The 18,629-nt window shown below is 45.9% G+C and carries 14 protein-coding genes; 11 read left to right on the top strand and 3 right to left on the bottom strand.

The annotated features are described in order from the left end of the window. The first annotated feature begins 347 nt into the window (after positions 1-347). The 4 genes from A28LD_RS09690 (at position 348) to A28LD_RS09675 (ending at position 4,592) form a co-directional block, all read left to right on the top strand. On the top strand, positions 348-989 hold the full coding sequence (locus A28LD_RS09690) for a hypothetical protein (protein ID WP_158091792.1): 642 nt from the start codon (positions 348-350) through the stop codon (positions 987-989). Then, positions 977-2,071: a PepSY-associated TM helix domain-containing protein gene (locus A28LD_RS12025; protein WP_007420906.1), complete on the top strand. Its 1,095-nt coding sequence runs from the start codon at positions 977-979 to the stop codon at positions 2,069-2,071. Before A28LD_RS09690 ends, A28LD_RS12025 begins: the two co-directional genes overlap by 13 nt. Positions 2,072-2,082: 11 nt before the next feature. After that, positions 2,083-3,690: an AbgT family transporter gene (locus A28LD_RS09680; protein WP_007420905.1), complete on the top strand. Its 1,608-nt coding sequence runs from the start codon at positions 2,083-2,085 to the stop codon at positions 3,688-3,690. A 68-nt stretch (positions 3,691-3,758) separates the two neighbouring features. Beyond that, positions 3,759-4,592 (top strand): hypothetical protein, encoded by an 834-nt coding sequence (locus A28LD_RS09675; protein WP_007420904.1) that lies wholly within the window; start codon positions 3,759-3,761, stop codon positions 4,590-4,592. On the opposite strand, the gene A28LD_RS09670 is transcribed toward A28LD_RS09675, so the two are convergent. Continuing rightward, entirely contained in the window at positions 4,549-5,490 is a 942-nt protein-coding gene (locus A28LD_RS09670; RefSeq protein ID WP_007420903.1) for a glutaminase, read from the bottom strand. The genes A28LD_RS09675 and A28LD_RS09670 overlap by 44 nt on opposite strands. A gap of 3 nt (positions 5,491-5,493) precedes the next feature. Further along, positions 5,494-8,328 carry an excinuclease ABC subunit UvrA gene (uvrA, locus tag A28LD_RS09665; RefSeq protein WP_007420902.1) on the bottom strand — a complete coding sequence of 945 codons (2,835 nt, stop codon included), beginning with the start codon at positions 8,326-8,328 and terminating at the stop codon, positions 5,494-5,496. A gap of 128 nt (positions 8,329-8,456) precedes the next feature. On the opposite strand from uvrA, the gene A28LD_RS09660 reads away from it, so the two are divergent. The 3 genes from A28LD_RS09660 (at position 8,457) to A28LD_RS09650 (ending at position 12,050) form a co-directional block, all read left to right on the top strand. Then, positions 8,457-9,827 carry an MFS transporter gene (locus A28LD_RS09660; RefSeq protein WP_007420901.1) on the top strand — a complete coding sequence of 457 codons (1,371 nt, stop codon included), beginning with the start codon at positions 8,457-8,459 and terminating at the stop codon, positions 9,825-9,827. Between the two features lie 19 nt (positions 9,828-9,846). Next, positions 9,847-10,431, top strand: coding sequence for a single-stranded DNA-binding protein (ssb, locus tag A28LD_RS09655; RefSeq protein WP_007420900.1), 585 nt, complete (start codon positions 9,847-9,849; stop codon positions 10,429-10,431). A 164-nt stretch (positions 10,432-10,595) separates the two neighbouring features. Then, on the top strand, positions 10,596-12,050 hold the full coding sequence (locus A28LD_RS09650) for an NAD-dependent succinate-semialdehyde dehydrogenase (protein ID WP_040487215.1): 1,455 nt from the start codon (positions 10,596-10,598) through the stop codon (positions 12,048-12,050). A gap of 64 nt (positions 12,051-12,114) precedes the next feature. Here A28LD_RS09650 and A28LD_RS09645 read toward each other — a convergent pair whose 3' ends face one another. After that, positions 12,115-13,332 carry an adenosine deaminase gene (locus A28LD_RS09645; protein ID WP_040487214.1) on the bottom strand — a complete coding sequence of 406 codons (1,218 nt, stop codon included), beginning with the start codon at positions 13,330-13,332 and terminating at the stop codon, positions 12,115-12,117. Positions 13,333-13,645: 313 nt separating this feature from the next. Between A28LD_RS09645 and A28LD_RS09640 the strand changes: the two genes are divergently transcribed. From A28LD_RS09640 to pyrC, 4 genes are all read left to right on the top strand, one after another. After that, complete coding sequence (locus A28LD_RS09640) at positions 13,646-14,266, top strand: thymidine kinase (RefSeq protein WP_050795165.1); 621 nt, start codon at positions 13,646-13,648, stop codon at positions 14,264-14,266. A gap of 2 nt (positions 14,267-14,268) precedes the next feature. Further along, on the top strand, positions 14,269-15,399 hold the full coding sequence (locus tag A28LD_RS09635) for an efflux RND transporter periplasmic adaptor subunit (RefSeq protein ID WP_007420896.1): 1,131 nt from the start codon (positions 14,269-14,271) through the stop codon (positions 15,397-15,399). Between the two features lie 4 nt (positions 15,400-15,403). Further along, on the top strand, positions 15,404-17,362 hold the full coding sequence (locus A28LD_RS09630; RefSeq protein ID WP_007420895.1) for a MacB family efflux pump subunit: 1,959 nt from the start codon (positions 15,404-15,406) through the stop codon (positions 17,360-17,362). Positions 17,363-17,465: 103 nt separating this feature from the next. Next, the gene (pyrC, locus tag A28LD_RS09625) at positions 17,466-18,530 is read left to right on the top strand and encodes a dihydroorotase (protein ID WP_007420894.1); all 1,065 of its coding nucleotides are present in this window, start codon (positions 17,466-17,468) and stop codon (positions 18,528-18,530) included. The last annotated feature ends 99 nt before the right edge of the window (positions 18,531-18,629 follow it).

Below are 18,629 nucleotides of genomic sequence, written 5' to 3'. Positions count from 1 at the left end.
TGGTGTTGTATCTAAGATTCTTGATTAATTTTAGATAACACTTCGACAAGAAGGCGCCTTAGGGCGCCTTTTTTATTGCCTAAACCTTGTATGCGTTTTTTACATTCTCTCTATGCAGCGCTAAGTAACCTTTACAGGTTGCAGCTAGCGATTAGCTTAACAAATATCCGCATAACACGGCTGCACTACCATTTACATCGCCTTCGTGGTAAAAAGAGCCCTCCGCATACCATTAAAAAAACAAATCTAATATGCGCTTTAAAGCACTAAAAAATCGTAAAATTCATCGGTGGTTAACGTTGCTGTTCGGTATCCAGTTAATAATCTGGAGCATTTCCGGTGCCTTTATGGTTGTTTTACAATTGCCCTATATTCATGGTGATCATTTAGTTCGGCAGGCCGATCAGCGAATTTCTAATTTCGAACTTTTAGATAAAATTCCTGAGCTATCTCGAACGCTTCCGCAAGTAACTGAAGCTCGCTTAGTGAATCGATATATTAATGGTGCGTACCAACATATTTTTGTAGTAAGCGAGAGTGCCGGTAAGCGGCTAGTTAATCCTAGTGATTTTACCGATATTTCCATTAGCGAAGATGATATTCGTGAACTAGCAATACGCTCTTACAATGCACCAAACGGTGATTCGCGATCAGAAATAAAATCAGTTGAATTACTCACCGACCAAGCCCCCTCTGAACTTAGCCCAACGCATTTACCTGCCTGGCGAGTGGAATTTTCTGATCGCCGTGCAACAACCTTTTATTTGGCTAAAGACACCGGAGATCTTCTAACTAAGCGGCACAATGCTTGGCGGGTATTCGATTTCATGTGGATGATGCACATCATGGATTATGAGAACCGGTCCGATATCACCACACCTTGGATAAAGTTTTTCTCAATTATGACGCTTCTAATTGCGTTGTCCGGAACCGCTTTGCTAACCCAGAAGTTACTTTCTAGACCATGGAGGCGCATATGGGGAGATTAAGCCCGTTTGCTCGCTCTGAGGGCTATATAAACTCCACGCAACAGAGTTGGCTACAAAAGAGCTTATCAATTTCTGTTTTGAGCAGTTTACATCGTAGAGCTGGATTGATTTTATTTATCCAAGTCATTATTTGGACAGTTTCGGGTTTCTATTTCAGTTGGCAGGGCCGCGAGGCGCTCACTGCAAGCCGATATATGCATACGTTACCGGCAAAGCCTTTGAGTGTGATGGAGAGCTATATCACGCCCGATATGCAGCTAGAACGCCTTGGTGATGTGCGTTCAGTTTCAGTAAAACTTATTGATGATAGGCCTCATATTGAAGCCTATTATGTACCCTCATTGGATTTGGGGCACGAAACGCATCCTAGTACGCGGAATATTCATCGCAATGCCGTTGCATGGTTCGATGGCGAAACAGGCCACAGGTGGCAAACCTCGGCCATTATGGCTCAGCGATTGGCGGTAAACTCATATACGGGTTCCGGTATGTTTAACGGCATAAAAGATATTCATCGCAGTGCTGATTTTCCCGGATGGGCAGGGCCAGGCTTCGAAGTTGAATTCGCCGATAATCTCAATACTCGCGTTTATATTGATCAGGCAAGTGGCACAGTGCTTGGGCATCGTAACGATCCTTGGAAAATAGCTGATTGGATGTATCGGCTGCACTTTATGGATTACAGTGGGAACCGAAACTTTAACAATTTACTGATTATTGCTGCAGGCTTGTTTAGCCTTTGGTTTGTATTAACAGGCATCATCATGTTGGTAAGGGTATGGCGGCAGGGAGCATTTGTTGCCAGAGCGAGTTTACCGTACAATACTGCCCTTCGCTCAAAGCGCATTCCAGCGAATATGATGGCTTCGGATAATGATTCGAATGAATCTACAACCAAAACGCTAGAATCGAAAAATTCTGAGCTGCAAGAAAGTGCTTCGCAAGAACAAGTGCAGCAAGAACTAGAGCAACAAAAAACAGAGCAGAATACTTCAGTGCAGGGCGAATCAGAGTCAACAGAAGAACGCAAAGAAGATCCTGACGAAGATAATAATCCACCAAAAGTGGAACCGAAGAATTAAAGGAGAACGGCATGGCCGCTGCGCAAAATAATCAGAACAAGCAGAATAGCCCGAACAATGGCGAACAACGTGGTTGGTTTACTCGTTTTCTAGATACGGTTGAATGGCTCGGTAACTTACTGCCGCACCCAATTACGTTATTTGCGCTCTTTGCTGTATTCATTGTAGTAGCTAGTGGTATCGCTGCGTTTTTTGGCGTAAGTGCTGCAGATCCGCGCCCTGGTAATGAAGGTGTAATGATTACCGTGAACAGCCTCATGAGTGGTGAGGGTGTGCGTTGGATAGTATCTAATTTAGTAACTAACTTTACCAACTTCCCGCCGTTGGGTGTAGTACTTGTAGCTATATTAGGTGTGGGTGTGGCTGAGCGTTCAGGCATGTTATCGGCAATGATGCGTGGCATGGTAATGGGTGCTTCTCCGCGCATGGTTACCATCGTTGTGGTGTTTGCCGGAGTTATTTCAAATACTGCCTCTGAACTTGGCTATGTGGTTCTCGTGCCACTTGCCGCTATGATATTCCATTCTTTAGGCCGGCATCCGTTAGCTGGCCTCGCAGCTGCATTTGCCGGTGTATCTGCCGGTTATAGTGCTAACCTATTTATCGGTACAGTTGATCCTTTACTAGCTGGCTTCACCACTGAAGCTGCCCAGCTTATCGATCCAGATTATATTGTTGGCCCGGAAATGAATTATTACTTCATGGCCATAAGCACATTCTTAATCGCGGCGCTCGGTGCGATAGTTACCGAGAAAATTGTTGAGCCTAAATTAGGCAAATACAATCCAAGCGATATGGATGAGGATTACGACGATGATGGCTCGGTAAAAATGGAAAAGCTAAGCCGCACCGAAAAGCACGGCTTAGCCTTTGCCGGTTTAACTTTCCTTGGGTTGATTATTCTGCTCGCTATCACCATTGTTCCTGAGTGGGGTGTATTACGTAACCAAGAAACGGGTGGCGTAGCTCGCTCGCCGTTCTTAAATGGTATTGTGGTATTTATCTTTGTAACTTTTGCGATACCTGGTTTCGTGTATGGCTATGTTACCAAAAGCATGCAAAACGATCGTGATGTGATTGAAGCGATGTCGAAAACCATGAGTAGCATGGGCTTGTATATTGTTTTGGTATTCTTTGCAGCCCAATTTGTGGCATTTTTTGGGTGGACTAACTTCGGAACTATCCTAGCGATCAATGGTGCTGCTTTCCTTGAAACTATTAACTTAACTGGGCCATTGGTGTTCGTATTCTTTATCCTGATGTGTGCATTTGTGAACCTAATGCTAGGTTCCGCATCGGCACAGTGGGCAATAACGGCGCCGATATTTGTACCCATGTTAATGTTGATAGGGTTTGCACCAGAGCTAGTTCAAGCGGCTTACCGTATTGGTGATTCGGTAACTAATATCATTACGCCGATGATGAGTTATTTCGGCTTGATTTTAGCGGTAGCAGCACGCTATAAAAAAGATATCGGTATTGGTACCTTGATCTCAATCATGTTGCCATACTCGATGATATTCTTAGTAGGTTGGATAATCTTATTCTATATCTGGGTATTCGCTTTTGGGCTTCCAGTTGGCCCTGGAGCCGCAACCTATTACTCAATAGGGCAATAAACGAATAGGTGAAAGGTAGCTGCGAGAGCATAATCTAATGCTTTCGCAGCTCAAACAGGAACGCAAAGATGCAAATGAAACAATGGTTGTGCATTTTCAGTTTTGCTTTTTTATCTGGTTCTGTGGCTGCGAACGAAGCTTTTGTAGCTCAAACGCAGAAAAGTGAACCTATTGCTATTTATGTAGCTGCTTATGAATTCCCGCCTTACTATTCCGCGCGCATGCCAAAGCACTTTCTTGGCAACCTCGTTGCGGTATTGAATCAACGCCAAAATACTTATGAGTTTTTAATTCGCGAAGTGCGCCCGCAAGAGCGCTACGATGCAATTAGCCCAGAGGGCTGTTGTGATGTTATCTTTTTTGAATCAGAAGTGTGGGGTTGGAAACCGCAAATGAACTATGTTGCCTCCCAGCCAATTATTTATGGTTCTGATCGCTTATACTCACTACAAAGTGAATATTGGCAGCCGCTGCCACACGATAGGGTTGGAGGGGTTGTTGGTTATCATTACAACTTCACAAAATATCAGGTAGATGCTGGTAAATCTGAGCGCGATTTTATGATGTATCGGGCGGATTCTCAGCAAACGGCGCTCACCATGTTGCGAAATCAACGCATTCAGTTTGCTATTCTCACTGATGAGTTTGTTAACTGGCTAAGAGTTGAGCAGCCGCAGTTGGTAAATGGCCTTTACCCTGCACCAGAACCAGATGGTACCTATACAACGCAAATAATTATGAGCCAAACAAGTGCTGTTTCGAAATCTGAACTGATGGCCTTAATCCATGATGTGATCAACGAACCTGAAGTTCTAGCTGAGTTAAAAAGATACTCATTAACACTGGTAACTCAAAATGCTAGTGGTAGACAGACAGCCCCAGGCGCAATGCAAATTGAGTAATCATTTCAACAGCACGAGCTGGGTTGCCAAAGCGATTTAGCGGTGGGCTCCACGCGCATATAACGCCATAATCAGGCACTACCGCAATAATGCCTCCACCTACACCACTCTTAGCTGGCAAACCAACAGTAAAGGCGAATTCACCGGATTGATCGTACATGCCGCTAGTGGAAAGCAGGGCATTAATACGGTGAGCAGATCGCGCATCGCAAACCCGCTGCTCGGTGCCAGGCTGAATTCCTTTATTTGCTAAAAAACCTAAGCTACGCGCCAAATCAACGCAGCTCATGGCAATTGAGCACTGGAAAAAATAGTGATCAAGCACTTCTGGTACACTAGAATCAATGTTACCGAAGCTCTTCATCAAATACGCTAGTGCTGCATTTCGATTACCATGCTCTTTTTCAGAATTCCAAACGTCGTGATCAGCATGAATTGTTTCGTTGCCGCATAGCTGCCGCACATATTGCACGAAAGCAGTTTTGCTAGATGAGTACCGGCTGGTGAGCACATCGGCCACTACAATAGCGCCCGCGTTAATAAATGGATTACGGGGAATGCCATGTTCCCACTCGAGTTGCACAATTGAGTTAAACGCTTGCCCTGAAGGCTCCATGCGCACTCGTTCCCACAGGGTGTCGTCCATGCGATCCATAGCAAGTGCTAAGCCAAATATTTTAGAAATACTTTGAATAGAGAATGGCATGTTAGCATCACCAGCCGTGTGCACCGTGCCATCAAGCTCTACCACAGCAATACCCACATGCTCAGCATCAACTTGGGCAAGCGCCGGAATATAATCCGCTACTTGCCCGCCAGGTGATGCTTTGCGTGCTTCCGCTACCAACTGCTCAAGCAAGCTTGCACAGTTTTTGGGTTGCTGCGGGGTACCTTCCATAAATTACTCCGATTTCGCTAACAGAGGCTTCAAAAAGCGCGCTGTGTGCGAAATTTCTGATTCACAAATTTGCTCTGGTGTACCGGTAGTGAGAATTTCACCACCACCGCTACCGCCTTCGGGGCCGAGATCTACAATCCAATCGGCTGTTTTAATAACATCTAAATTGTGCTCAATGATCACAATAGTGTTGCCGTGATCCCGAAGCCGATGTAACACAGTGAGTAACTGTTGAATATCATGGAAATGCAAGCCGGTAGTTGGCTCATCAAGAATGTATAGCGTTTTACCGGTATCGCGCTTACTGAGTTCTCGCGCCAATTTAACCCGTTGTGCTTCACCGCCTGATAGCGTGGTAGCCGCTTGCCCCAAACGAATATAGGAAAGGCCAACGTCCATCAGCGTTTGTAGCTTGCGTGAAATCGCAGGTATCGCATCGAAGAACTCGCGCGCATCTTCTACTGTGAGAGCCAACACTTCATCAATGGTTTTACCTTTGTATTGGATTTCTAAGGTTTCGCGATTATAGCGCTTACCTTTACACACATCACAAGGCACATACACATCAGGTAAGAAATGCATTTCAACTTTAATAACGCCATCGCCTTGGCAGGCTTCACAGCGGCCACCTTTCACGTTGAAACTAAAGCGGCCTAGCTTATAACCACGCGAACGTGATTCGGGCACACCAGCGAACAACTCGCGAATCGGTGTAAAAATTCCAGTATAGGTAGCCGGGTTCGAGCGCGGTGTGCGGCCGATAGGGCTTTGATCAATATCCACCACTTTATCGAGGAGCTCTAAACCATGCACGCTATCGTGTGGGGCAATCGTGCCTGTAGTGGCGCCGTTGAGTTCACGATGCGCAAGTGGGAACAAGGTGTCGTTCACCAAGGTTGATTTCCCAGAACCAGAAACGCCGGTTACACAGGTCATTAAACCGATGGGGAGTTTGAAATTAACATTTTTTAAGTTGTTTCCGCGGGCGCCCTTCAGTTCCAGCCATTCTTTACCCGGCTTATTCCGTTTCTTCGGAATTTCAATACGCTTGCGGCCAGATAGGTAATCACCGGTTAGTGAGCCCTCACTCGCAACGATATCATCGTAAGTGCCTTGAGCCACAATTTCGCCACCATGAACCCCTGCGCCGGGGCCAATATCAATTACATAATCGGCAGCCCGAATAGCATCTTCATCATGCTCAACTACAAGCACTGAATTACCTAAATCGCGCAAATGGCAAAGGGTAGTAAGCAAACGTTCGTTATCGCGCTGATGTAAACCGATAGAAGGCTCATCGAGCACATACATTACGCCCACTAAACCCGCACCAATTTGGCTGGCCAAACGAATACGCTGAGCCTCACCACCGGATAAGGTTTCTGCGCTGCGAGATAGATTTAAGTAATTTAAGCCAACATTTACTAGAAAGCGTAAGCGATCATTAATCTCTTTTAATATCTTCTCAGCAATTTTTTCGCGCTGGCCGGTGAGCTTGATATCTGTGAAAAACTGCAAGGCATCGCCAATGGCTAGCTCTACAATTTCCGGTAGAGTAGTATCGTTCACAAACACGTTGCGCGCTTCTTGGCGTAATCGAGTGCCCTTACAACTGCGGCAGGGTTTGGTAGTAAGATACTTAGATAAATCGTCACGTACCGCTGCTGAATCAGTTTCCCGATAACGGCGTTGCAGATTTGGAATGATGCCTTCAAACGGGTGCTTGCGAACCACGGTATCGCCGCGATCGTTTACATAATTAAACTTAACTTCCGTGCTACCCGAACCTTGTAAAACTAGTTCGCGAATGTCTTCAGATAAATCTTGAAACGGCACGTTTAAATCAAATTCAAATTGCTTCGCTAATGAACGCAGCATTTGATAATAGTAGAAATTACGCTTATCCCAGCCACGAATAGCACCGCCAGTTAGGCTCAGTTCGGGGTTACCCACTAACTTATCGGCATCAAAATATTGCTCAACACCCAAACCATCGCAAGAACCACAAGCACCAGCCGGGTTGTTAAACGAGAACAAGCGCGGTTCAAGTTCCTGCATGCTATAGCCGCAATGTGGGCAGGCGAAGTTAGCAGAAAAAATAACCGGTGGCGTTTTATCCGCATCATCCATGGGCACTACTATGGCAGTACCGCCCGACATATCGAGTGCCGTTTCAAAAGATTCAGCTAAGCGTTGTTCTAAACCGGGGCGCACTTTAAGCCGATCGATAACCACTTCAATATTGTGCTTTTTGTGTAGCTCTAAACTAGGAGGATCGCTGAGGTCACAAACGTTGCCATCAACGCGTGCTCGCAAATAGCCTTGGGTGGCTAAGTTTTCTAATGTTTTTTGATGCTCGCCTTTGCGGCCCTGAACAATTGGGGCTAACAGCATAATTTTGCTGCCTTCGGGAAGCGCTAAAACTTGGTCAACCATTTGCGATACAGTTTGGGCTGCAAGCGCTACATTGTGATCAGGGCAACGAGGCTCGCCAATGCGCGCAAACATAAGGCGCAGGTAATCGTAGATTTCAGTAATAGTACCCACAGTAGAGCGTGGGTTATGCGATGTTGATTTCTGCTCAATCGAAATTGCTGGTGAAAGGCCTTCGATAGAATCAACATCTGGCTTTTCCATCAGGCTTAAAAATTGGCGGGCATATGCAGAAAGCGATTCTACATATCGGCGTTGGCCTTCCGCATACAAGGTATCAAACGCTAATGATGATTTTCCTGAGCCGGACAGCCCGGTGATAACCACCAGCTTATCTCGCGGAATTTCCAGGTTGATGTTTTTCAGATTATGGGTGCGAGCACCGCGAACTTCAATTTTATCCATAACATCCTTTCTTGCGAGCAAAGTGTAATCATGCATTATCGCACAAATCAGCGCGATTTCTAACTGACGTCTTACATCTAATTCTGTTAGACTTGGCCAGATTTTACGAAGTGGACAAACCGCCTGTAATGAAGCAAAACGGATTGAATCGTACCGAGAAAAAAGCTGCAGCAGCATTAGCCTCAATTTTTGGGTTACGCATGTTGGGGCTATTTTTGATCATGCCGGTATTGGCTATTTATGGCCAAACTTACCCTGATTACAGCCCTTTCCTAGTAGGGATAGCCATTGGTGCCTATGGTTTAACTCAGGCATTTTTGCAAATTCCAATGGGCTGGCTCTCTGATCGGATAGGCCGGAGGCCGGTAATCCTTGCCGGTTTAGCTATTTTTGCTATCGGTAGTGTAGTAGCTGCCCTCGCCGATACCATGCAAGGCGTAATTATAGGCCGGGTATTACAAGGTGCTGGCGCTATTGCCGGGGCTGTTCTAGCCTTGGCCGCCGATTCGGCCCGTGAAGAACAACGGCCGAAAGTAATGGCCGTAATCGGTATGGGCATTGGTTTATCTTTCGTGCTCGCGCTCATTATTGCACCGTTATTAGGTGGCGTGATTGGTATGTCGGGCCTATTTTGGCTAACAGCCGCCTTAGCGGTAGGTGGTATTCTGCTCATGTGGCGCGGTATGCCAGAAACTTACCAACAAGTGCCTAGCCGCGATGTGTTACCAGTACCGAAAGAACTTGGCCGCTTACTAAAGAATATGCAATTGCAGCGTTTGAACTCTGGCGTTTTCGTGCTGCATCTCGTGCTTACTGCGTGGTTTGTTACCCTACCGTTGCAGTTAGTAGATGCTGGCCTAGCCGGAGAACATCACAGTTGGTTGTATCTACCTACATTGCTCCTATCATTCGCGGTAATGATACCAATGATGATTGTGTTGCTGCGCAAGAAAAAACAAGTGCTGGGAATGCGCATTGCGATGCTCATGCTGATTGTTTCATTGTCAGCGATTGCTGTTTTTGAAGGGCAACTATGGGGTTTAGTGTTGTCGGTTTGGGTGTTTTTCATTGGTTTTAACTACCTCGAAGCAAGTTTCCCTGCGTTACTTACACAGCATGCACCTGCCGGAAGTAAAGGCAGTGCCAGCGGTTTATATACAACCTGCCAGTTTTTCGGTGCCTTTGTTGGTGGTGTAGCGGGCGGTTTCTTATTTCAAATTGCCGGTGCTTTTGGCGTTATGCTTTTTTGTGTTGCCCTGCTAGTATGTTGGTTGCTGTTTAGTATTGGTTTGCAACAGGTGTCTGCTACTACGCGCCTCAATTTTGTAACTCGCACGCTTACGCCTAGTGAGGCTCGTGAACTCACCAACGCGCTTACCAAAGCGCCAGGAATTGAGGAAGCCATCGTTATACCTGATGAAGGCGCAACCTATTTGAAAATTAAAAAAGATGAATATGATGCCACCGCGATTAATGGAATCGTGGCGCGTTTTCAGTAAAAAATAACAGGAGAGATTTATGGCCAGTCGTGGGGTTAATAAGGTAATTATTTTGGGTAATCTGGGCCAAGATCCGGAAGTTCGTTACACCCAAAACAGCACCGCTATTGCAAACTTTAGTGTGGCTACCAGTGAATCATGGAAAGATAAGCAAACCGGTGAACAAAAAGAAATCACCGAATGGCACCGCATTGTGTGCTATCGCCGTTTAGCTGAAATTGCTGGCGAGTATCTGAAAAAAGGTTCGAAAGTATACATTGAAGGCCGTTTGCAAACGCGTAAATGGCAGGGCCAAGATGGCCAAGATAAATACACCACAGAAATCGTGTGTAATGAAATGCAAATGTTGGATAGCCGCGGAGCCGGCGGTGGTGGCGATTTCGGTGGCCAATCACAAAACTACAATCAAAGTTCGAATCAAGGTTCGGGCCAAGGCTCAAACCAAGGTTACGCAGCGCAAGGTTCTCAGAACCAGGGGCAAGGCGGTTCGCAAAACCAAGGCGGCCAGCAAAACCAGGGTTCACAAAATCAAAACCAAAACCAACAACGCCCAGCACAACCAGCGCCGTTGGATAACGATTTTGATGATGATATTCCATTCTAGGATTTATCAAGAACAAACCGAAAAACAGAAAAGCCCCGCAAGGGGCTTTTCTGTTTTAGTTTCTGGGTGTGATTGAAAACGTGTTTGGCGCTAGAATGATAATTGTAACGATATTATTCAGAGCGTATATGTATGCGTTACCGAAATTAGCAACGGGAGTACAGATGAACATTAGCAATAAAGCGAAAGCGTTTATTTATCAAAAGTGCTTTGTTAGTGGTGAATGGGTTTCAGCTGATAGTGGTGAAACAATTCGTGTAACTAACCCCGCAAACGGTGAAGAAATTGCAACCGTGCCAAAACTCGGTGCGGTTGAAACCAAACGAGCCATTCATGCTGCGGCAGAAGCATTACCAGAATGGCGAAAAAAAACCGCAGGCGAGCGAGCAGCGATATTGAAGCGTTGGCATGCTCTGGTAATGAAAAATCAAGAGGCCCTGGGTGCGTTAATGACTCTGGAACAAGGTAAACCGGTAGCTGAAGCTGAGGGTGAAATTGCCTATGCCGCCAGTTACATTGAATGGTTCGCGGAAGAAGCACGCCGGGCTTACGGTGAAACTATACCGGGCGCGCAACAAGGCCAGCAAATTATAGTTACCCGTGAACCGGTAGGTGTATGTGCTGCGGTTACACCGTGGAACTTTCCGGCGGCCATGATCACCCGGAAAGTAGCACCAGCTCTGGCTGTCGGTTGTACCATTGTGGTAAAGCCTGCTTCAGAAACCCCTCTTACTGCATTGGCGTTAGCAGCACTAGCTCATGAAGCCGGTGTTCCTGCCGGTGTATTTAGTGTAGTTACCGGCGATGCCAAAACTATTGGTGAAACCTTTACCAGTAGCGAGCTAGTGCGCAAGCTCAGTTTTACCGGTTCAACGAAAGTAGGCTCGATGCTCATGGAAGCATGTGCCGCTTCAGTAAAACGGGTATCACTCGAGCTCGGTGGTAATGCGCCATTTATCGTGTTTGATGATGCTGATGTAGATGCCGCGGTAAAAGGTTTAATCGATAGCAAGTTTCGTAATGCAGGGCAAACCTGTGTGTGCGCAAATCGTGTATATGTGCAGCGTGGTGTGTATAAAGAATTTACCGATAAGCTTGCAAAAAAAGTGCAGGCTCTGAAAGTAGGTGATGGCTTTTCTGAAGGCGTACAAATTGGTCCGCTTATTAGTGCAGAGGCCATTGAGAAGGTAGAGGCGCATATTGCTGATGCGTTGAAAAATGGTGCTCGTATTGTGTGTGGCGGTAAGCGCCACGAGCTTGGCGGAACTTGGTTTATGCCAACGGTTATTGCCGAAGGTAATCAGAAAATGCTTTGCACTCGCGAAGAAACCTTTGGCCCTGTGGCACCATTAATTCCTTTTGATAAAGAAGAAGAGGCTATCGATTTCGCCAATGATTCGGAATTTGGTTTGGCCGCTTATTTTTACGCCCGAGATTTAGGCCGTATCCGCAGAGTAGGTGAAGCAATTGAAGCAGGTATTGTTGGTGTGAACACTGGTTTGATATCGAATGCAACAGCGCCCTTTGGTGGTGTAAAAGCTTCAGGGCTAGGCCGCGAAGGTGGCCATCAAGGTTTAGATGAATATTGCGAACTGAAATATATGTGTATTCAAAGCTAGAAAAGGCTTTTTGGGTTAATTCAGCTGGGCCTAAGCAATTGCCCAGCTGAATTAAATGTTTCGTTTAAATAAAGCCGTATTTCCGCGCTACCACATCAAAGTATTCAAGCGTGTGTTTGGCATAAGCACGTTTATCAACATAAGTGCCTGGGAAGAAGTTCTTCTTAAACCCGTAAGCCACCATATCTTTTAAGCGCTTCAGTGGAACTGGGAAATTATCCAATGCTAGCTTGTACTCATCACTTACTGTTGTGTTCGAAACCAAGCGGTTATCGGTACAAATAACCGTGGCAATGCGATGATCAAGCATGTGGCGGAAATTATGGTTTTTAATATCGCCAATAGCAGGATTGGTTTGCAAGTTACTGGTTAAACACACTTCAATGGCAATGCGGCGATCGGCGATATAAGAAGCAAGCGATTGGCTATAAGCTTCTTTATCGGTGATCTTGGCATCTTCAATCATTTCTGGTGAAAACAACGAATAACCATGGCCTAAACGATCGGCATAACAGGTGGTTAGGGCTTCAAAAATACTTTCTGCGCCATAAGCTTCGCCCGCATGAACCGTTTTTAATAAGAAATTTTGATGCGCATACTCATACACTTCTTTGAATTTATGCGCTGGGAAGCCATTTTCTTGGCCCGCAATATCTAAGCCAACAATAGGCAGGCCTTCTTCATCACGCATGCGCACGCTGGCACGAATCAGTTCCATGGCAGCAGCTTTGATAACAGCCATAGAATCGTGATCACGTAGCAAAGTGAAAAGTTGTGTGTAATAAGGTGAAAAACCTTTTTTGCCAAACGAGCGCATAGCGCAGTTAATAATGCCGTATTCGAAAGGCGGCTTTAAGCCAGCGCTAATGCCAACATCGGGGCGGCTGTTATATTCTGTTTTGGCTTTTGCTAATCCATTGTTTACTGCATGCATTACTTCATCGAAGCCAATACCAACGGTTGGGTCCATTAATAACTGAGGGGCAAAGCGAACTTCAATGTAGTTCACACCTTCTTCGAGGTTATCCATGGCAAGTTCGTAAGCCGATTGCTCCATGTTCTCTAAATCGCGAAGCACAGCACAGGTATATTGAAAACCGTTCAGGTATTCGCCAAGGTTCTGGTATTTGTCTTTGAAAACCAGTTCCTTCAAGCCTTCTACGGTGTATGATGGCAGCTCGATTTTACTGCGTTTGGCCATTTCAATTAGGCCTTGAGGGCGTAGGCTACCATCTAAGTGCAGGTGTATGTCTGCTTTTGGAATTTCACGAATGAAATCCATCGAGTAAGTGGTGTGAGCCTGATTTTTCGTGGCTCCGGTTGCATTTGTAGATGAAGAAGACAATTGCGACATAGTTTGTGACATAGAATAAATACCCCTACACGTGAATTTAACCGCGCATTATATCGCATTTTTAATGCGGTTGCGCGGTTTTGCATTGCGCGCATTCATGCGCTTGATTATTGTCGGTGCTGTTGCTACTGAATTAGTAAAATCATCGTGCTGTATGTACTGATGGTAAAGTTTACTTAACCTTTTGGTTGGTTTTTAATTAGGTTAGTAACGCACTATTCAACAAGAAGAATTACATATCATGGCATCTTTATATTTTACGTATTCAGCAATGAACGCTGGCAAAAGCACATCGTTATTGCAAGTAGCTTATAACTACGAAGAACGAGAGCAAAAAGTTGTTTTGTTAACACCGGCACTCGATACTCGAGAAGGTGAAGGCAAAATTCACTCGCGTTTGGGGTTGGCGCGTAGCGCAGAAACATTTACTGGTAAAACAAATTTATTTAAGCGCATCGAAACCTTGCTAACTCAGCAGGCTATTGATTGCATCCTGCTTGATGAAGCTCAATTTTTAACACCTGAGCAGGTATGGCAATTGGCTCGTGTGGTAGATGAACTGAATGTGCCAGTAATGTGTTACGGCATACGCACTGATGCGTTTGGTAATGCATTCCCGGGAAGCGCTACCTTGTTAGCGATTGCCGATAAATTAAATGAAATTAAAACAATTTGTTTTTGCGGCCGAAAGGCCACCATGGTGTATCGCTGCGATGAAAATGGCGTAGCGTTAAATTCTGGTGAACAAGTTGCCATTGGTGGAAACGATCGATATGTATCGTGTTGTCGTAAACACTGGGTTGAAGCTTTAGCGGATGCTGGAATAGACCAGCAGTCGTTTCCCTTAGTTGAGGATGTTTAAGAATGAAAAAATCAGGACGTGGTTGGTTGTGGGCCCTAATCGTTATTGTTATTGCAGCGGCCGCCGCTTGGTTCTTTTGGCCAAAGGATAATGGCGAACAACGAATAAATACAACTAAAGCTGAAGTACGTAATATTGAAGTAGTGGTAACGGCTACAGGCCGATTACAACCACTTGATTATGTTGATGTGGGCGCTCAGGTTTCAGGGCAACTTGATGTGCTTCATGTAGAAATTGGCGATGCGGTTGAGGCCGGTGATATTTTGGCGGAAATCGATGCTACTGTTTTGGAGGCGCGTTTAGATGGTGTGCGTGCGCAGTTGCGTTTTCAACAAGCTCAATTGCGGGAGCGCCAAGCTACCTTAGATTTATCGGAAATAAACTTAGCACGCCAAGAAAAGCTTTTTGTTGACCGCGCTACTTCAGAAGAGCTCGTGCAAAGCGCCGAGGCCACGGCCCGTGCAGAAGCAGCTCGGTTAGATGCTGTGCAAGCTCAAATTGAGCAAACAGAATCTAGCTTGCGTGCCGATGAAGCTAACTTGAACTATACCCGTATTTTTGCACCGATGTCGGGTACGGTAACCAGCATAGCAGCTCGCCGCGGACAAACCTTAAACGCGGCACAAACAACCCCAACAATCATGACCATTGCTGATCTTTCTACCATGCTCGTAGAAGCACAAGTTTCAGAGGCTGATATCAGCCGCCTGCGCAATGGTATGAATGTTTATTTTACTACTTTGGGTAATCGTGGCCAACGTTGGTACAGCAAGCTTGAGCTTATCGAACCTACCCCTGTAGTTGAAAATAACGTAGTGCTATACAACGCGTTATTTGAAATCCCGAATCCAGAGGGCGTGCTTCTCCCGCAAATGACAACGCAAGTATTCTTTGTGGTAGAAAGTGCTGAGCAGGTTGTATCGGTTCCGGCCTCAGCAGTTAGAGCTACAGGCCGAGGCACTGGTGAAGTGCAGGTGATGCGTAATGGCCGTGCAGAATCTGTTTCTGTAGAAATTGGTATTAGTGATCGCGTTCACACTGAAATTAAATCAGGCGTAAATGCTGGTGATGAAATAGTTATCCCAACCTCGGCTGGCATGCCTCCGGGCGGTGCTCGTATGGGGCGAGGCTAAGTAAATGGCTAAGCGCGAGCAGCAAGCAAACGAGCCGATGATTAAGATTCGTGGGCTCAGTAAGAGTTACCAAACAGGGCCAATTAATACTCAGGTATTACATGGCATCGATTTAGATATCGATGCGGGTGATTTTTTGGCCATTGTGGGGAGCTCAGGTTCGGGTAAATCTACGCTGATGAATCTTTTGGGTTGTTTAGATAAACCTACATCAGGAGAATATTATTTCCAAGGTCAAAGAGTTGCGGAAATGGATACCGATGAGCTGGCTAAATTACGCCGCAGTGCCTTTGGTTTCGTATTCCAACAATACAACTTACTAGGTGGTGCTACTGCGCTTGCGAATGCTGAACTACCAGCGGGTTATACATCGATGCCGAGCGAACAGCGGCATGCGCGCGCGGAGCAATTGTTAACACGCCTTGGCCTTGAAGATCGCATGCATCATAAGCCCTCCGAGCTTTCTGGTGGCCAACAACAAAGAGTTTCAATTGCCCGAGCATTGATGAATGGTGGCGAAATTATTTTAGCTGATGAGCCAACCGGTGCCTTAGATAGCCAAAGTGGTAAAGAAGTAATGGCATTGCTGCAGGATTTATCGAAGCAAGGCCATACGGTAATTCTGATTACCCACGATCATGAAGTTGCGGCACACGCCGATCGGGTTATTGAGTTAAAAGATGGCCATATTATTAGTGATACTCGGAATCGTGATGTAAGGCCTCATGTAGAACCTGCAAAAGGCCCAGGCTCAGGGCAACCAAGCGGGTTAATGGATGCTGGCCGTTCAGTGATTACTGCGCTTACCGCATTGCGGCAAAATATTTTTCGCACGGCGCTAACCTTGTTAGGTATCGTGATTGGTGTAGCGGCGGTTATTTCGATGCTCGCGATAGGCCAAGGTGCGCGCCAAGATGTTGTTGATCGCATTAGCGCAATGGGCTCGAATTTGTTAACGGTGTTTCCCGGAGCTCCAAACCAACGAGGCCGTTGGAGTGTTGCAACTTTAGTGCCCGAAGACGTTGATGCTATTAATGAATTGCCAAATATTCTTGCGGCGGTACCCGAACTTACAGGTAGCCGAACGCTTAGGCGCTCTGGTTTCGATAAAGAAGCGCAAGTAAATGCTACTTATCATAAGTTCCCGTTAGCACGGCAGTGGGATGTAGCCTACGGTAGTTTCTTTACTCAAGAAGATGAAGATTTATACGCAACGGTGGCAGTGATAGGAAAAACCGTGGCAACACAGTTATTCCCAGATCGTGATCCTCTGGGCGAAGTGATGCTTATTAATAACGTTTTATTTCGCGTTATTGGCGTGATGAGTGAACGCGGCGCATCGCCATGGGGCCAAGACCAAGATGATGTGGTGTTTGTTCCTTACTCTACCGGCTCATTGCGTTTATTTGGCCAACGCTTTTTACGTAATGTAACGGTTGCTGTTGAAAGTAGCGATCCGGTTACCATGCAAACAGCTAACGATGATGTCCATCGGTTATTACTTGAACGCCATGGTGTTGAAGATTTTCAAATACGTAATATGGCTTCGATTATTGAAACCGCTACTGAAACCCAGAACACCATGACATTACTACTTGGTGTTATTGCGGTAATTTCGCTAGTGGTAGGCGGCATCGGTGTTATGAACATTATGCTGGTTAGCGTAACGGAACGTACTCGCGAAATTGGTATACGTATGGCCGTAGGGGCAAGAGCTGCACAGATTCGTATGCAGTTTCTCGTGGAAGCGATAACGGTAGCGTTATTAGGTGGCTTAATTGGTGTTAGTTTAGGCTTAGGCATTACATGGATTATTTCTACTTTTGGTAATTCAGTAGTGTTTGCCGCTGGGCCGGTTATTATGGCGTTCGGTTGTGCATTCTTAACGGGCTTAATTTTTGGTTATATTCCGGCAAGAAAAGCAGCTCAACTCGATCCGGTACAAGCGCTTACTAGCGAATAAATAGAAAATGGCGAACAAGTAACCAGATTTATTCTGAGTTATTGCGCTCCGATGATATGCTATAGGGAAATATTTTCTCAGTGTATATCTTCGGAGCTTTTTTATGGCCAGCAATTCTTCGGCAGCAGTTTCCCCCGACACTCTTTGCATAGATCAACCCGATGATTGGCATTTGCACTTTCGCGATGGTGACATGCTGGCTATGACAGTACCAGCAACTGCGCGAGTTTTTAAGCGTGCGATTGTAATGCCGAACTTGGCGCCCCCAGTTACTACAGTTGCGCAAGCTGAAGCCTATCGACAACGCATTCTTGCGAATGTGCCGGCAGGTACTGATTTTGAACCACTTATGGCACTTTACTTAACGCAAGATACTACAGCCCAAGATGTACGTGAGGCTGCAAACAACCCAAATATTATTGGCTATAAACTGTATCCGGCTGGCGCTACAACTAATTCGAGTGCAGGTGTGCGAGCGGTAGATGCTATGGGGCCAGTATTTGAAGCGATGGAAGAATTGGGTGTTCCGTTACTAGTGCACGGTGAAGTAACCGAGCCCGAAATTGATATTTTTGACCGGGAAAAGGTATTTATTGATCGCTATTTGGCACCGATTACCGAACGTTATGGGCGCCTAAAAGTAGTTCTCGAGCATATCACCACCAAAGATGCAGTAGATTTCGTTGCCGATGCGCATGATTTAGTTGCTGCAACCCTCACTCCGCAACACATACTCATGAACCGTAATGATTTATTGGTAGGTGGGGTGCACGTGCATAATTACTGCTTACCCGTTTTGAAGCGCCGCAGCCATCAAGAGGCTCTGCAACAAGCGGCCATAAGTGGTAACGCAAAGTTCTTTTTAGGCACAGATTCGGCTCCTCACGTGCAAGCTAAAAAAGAAACGGCCTGTGGCTGCGCAGGTTGTTTTTCTGCATTTACCGCTATAGAGCTCTACGCGGAAGCCTTTTCACAGCTTGGTGCGTTGGATAAATTAGAAGGCTTCGCTAGCCACTTTGGTGCTGATTTTTATGGCAGACCAAGAAACACCCAAAAAATCAACTTACAGCGGGTAGGTTGGCAGGCCCCAGAAACCGTTAGCCATGGTGGTGAAACCTGGGTGCCATATTGGGCTGGGAAACAGCTGCAATGGCAGGTAGTTGGCTAATAAAATATATTTATATGCCTTGGGTTGCGAACACGAGATCTCAAAGGCTATGCCATGCGTAAATGTGAAATAATAACATTTAGAGCTGATGGCTATAGG

The organism is Idiomarina sp. A28L (assembly GCF_000218785.1).
In the GTDB taxonomy this organism is placed as follows: domain Bacteria; phylum Pseudomonadota; class Gammaproteobacteria; order Enterobacterales; family Alteromonadaceae; genus Aliidiomarina.
This window is presented reverse-complemented; position numbering and strand designations above follow the sequence as displayed.

What these genes read in the sequence shown, in the direction of transcription:
- A28LD_RS09690 (WP_158091792.1), top strand. Translation starts at nt 348, where the DNA reads ATGGTTGTTTTACAATTGCCCTATATTCATGGTGATCATTTAGTTCGG.
- A28LD_RS12025 (WP_007420906.1), top strand. Translation starts at nt 977, where the DNA reads ATGGGGAGATTAAGCCCGTTTGCTCGCTCTGAGGGCTATATAAACTCC.
- A28LD_RS09680 (WP_007420905.1), top strand. Translation starts at nt 2,083, where the DNA reads ATGGCCGCTGCGCAAAATAATCAGAACAAGCAGAATAGCCCGAACAAT.
- A28LD_RS09675 (WP_007420904.1), top strand. Translation starts at nt 3,759, where the DNA reads ATGCAAATGAAACAATGGTTGTGCATTTTCAGTTTTGCTTTTTTATCT.
- A28LD_RS09670 (WP_007420903.1), bottom strand. Translation starts at nt 5,490, where the DNA reads ATGGAAGGTACCCCGCAGCAACCCAAAAACTGTGCAAGCTTGCTTGAG.
- uvrA (WP_007420902.1), bottom strand. Translation starts at nt 8,328, where the DNA reads ATGGATAAAATTGAAGTTCGCGGTGCTCGCACCCATAATCTGAAAAAC.
- A28LD_RS09660 (WP_007420901.1), top strand. Translation starts at nt 8,457, where the DNA reads ATGAAGCAAAACGGATTGAATCGTACCGAGAAAAAAGCTGCAGCAGCA.
- ssb (WP_007420900.1), top strand. Translation starts at nt 9,847, where the DNA reads ATGGCCAGTCGTGGGGTTAATAAGGTAATTATTTTGGGTAATCTGGGC.
- A28LD_RS09650 (WP_040487215.1), top strand. Translation starts at nt 10,596, where the DNA reads ATGAACATTAGCAATAAAGCGAAAGCGTTTATTTATCAAAAGTGCTTT.
- A28LD_RS09645 (WP_040487214.1), bottom strand. Translation starts at nt 13,332, where the DNA reads ATGGATTTCATTCGTGAAATTCCAAAAGCAGACATACACCTGCACTTA.
- A28LD_RS09640 (WP_050795165.1), top strand. Translation starts at nt 13,646, where the DNA reads ATGGCATCTTTATATTTTACGTATTCAGCAATGAACGCTGGCAAAAGC.
- A28LD_RS09635 (WP_007420896.1), top strand. Translation starts at nt 14,269, where the DNA reads ATGAAAAAATCAGGACGTGGTTGGTTGTGGGCCCTAATCGTTATTGTT.
- A28LD_RS09630 (WP_007420895.1), top strand. Translation starts at nt 15,404, where the DNA reads ATGGCTAAGCGCGAGCAGCAAGCAAACGAGCCGATGATTAAGATTCGT.
- pyrC (WP_007420894.1), top strand. Translation starts at nt 17,466, where the DNA reads ATGGCCAGCAATTCTTCGGCAGCAGTTTCCCCCGACACTCTTTGCATA.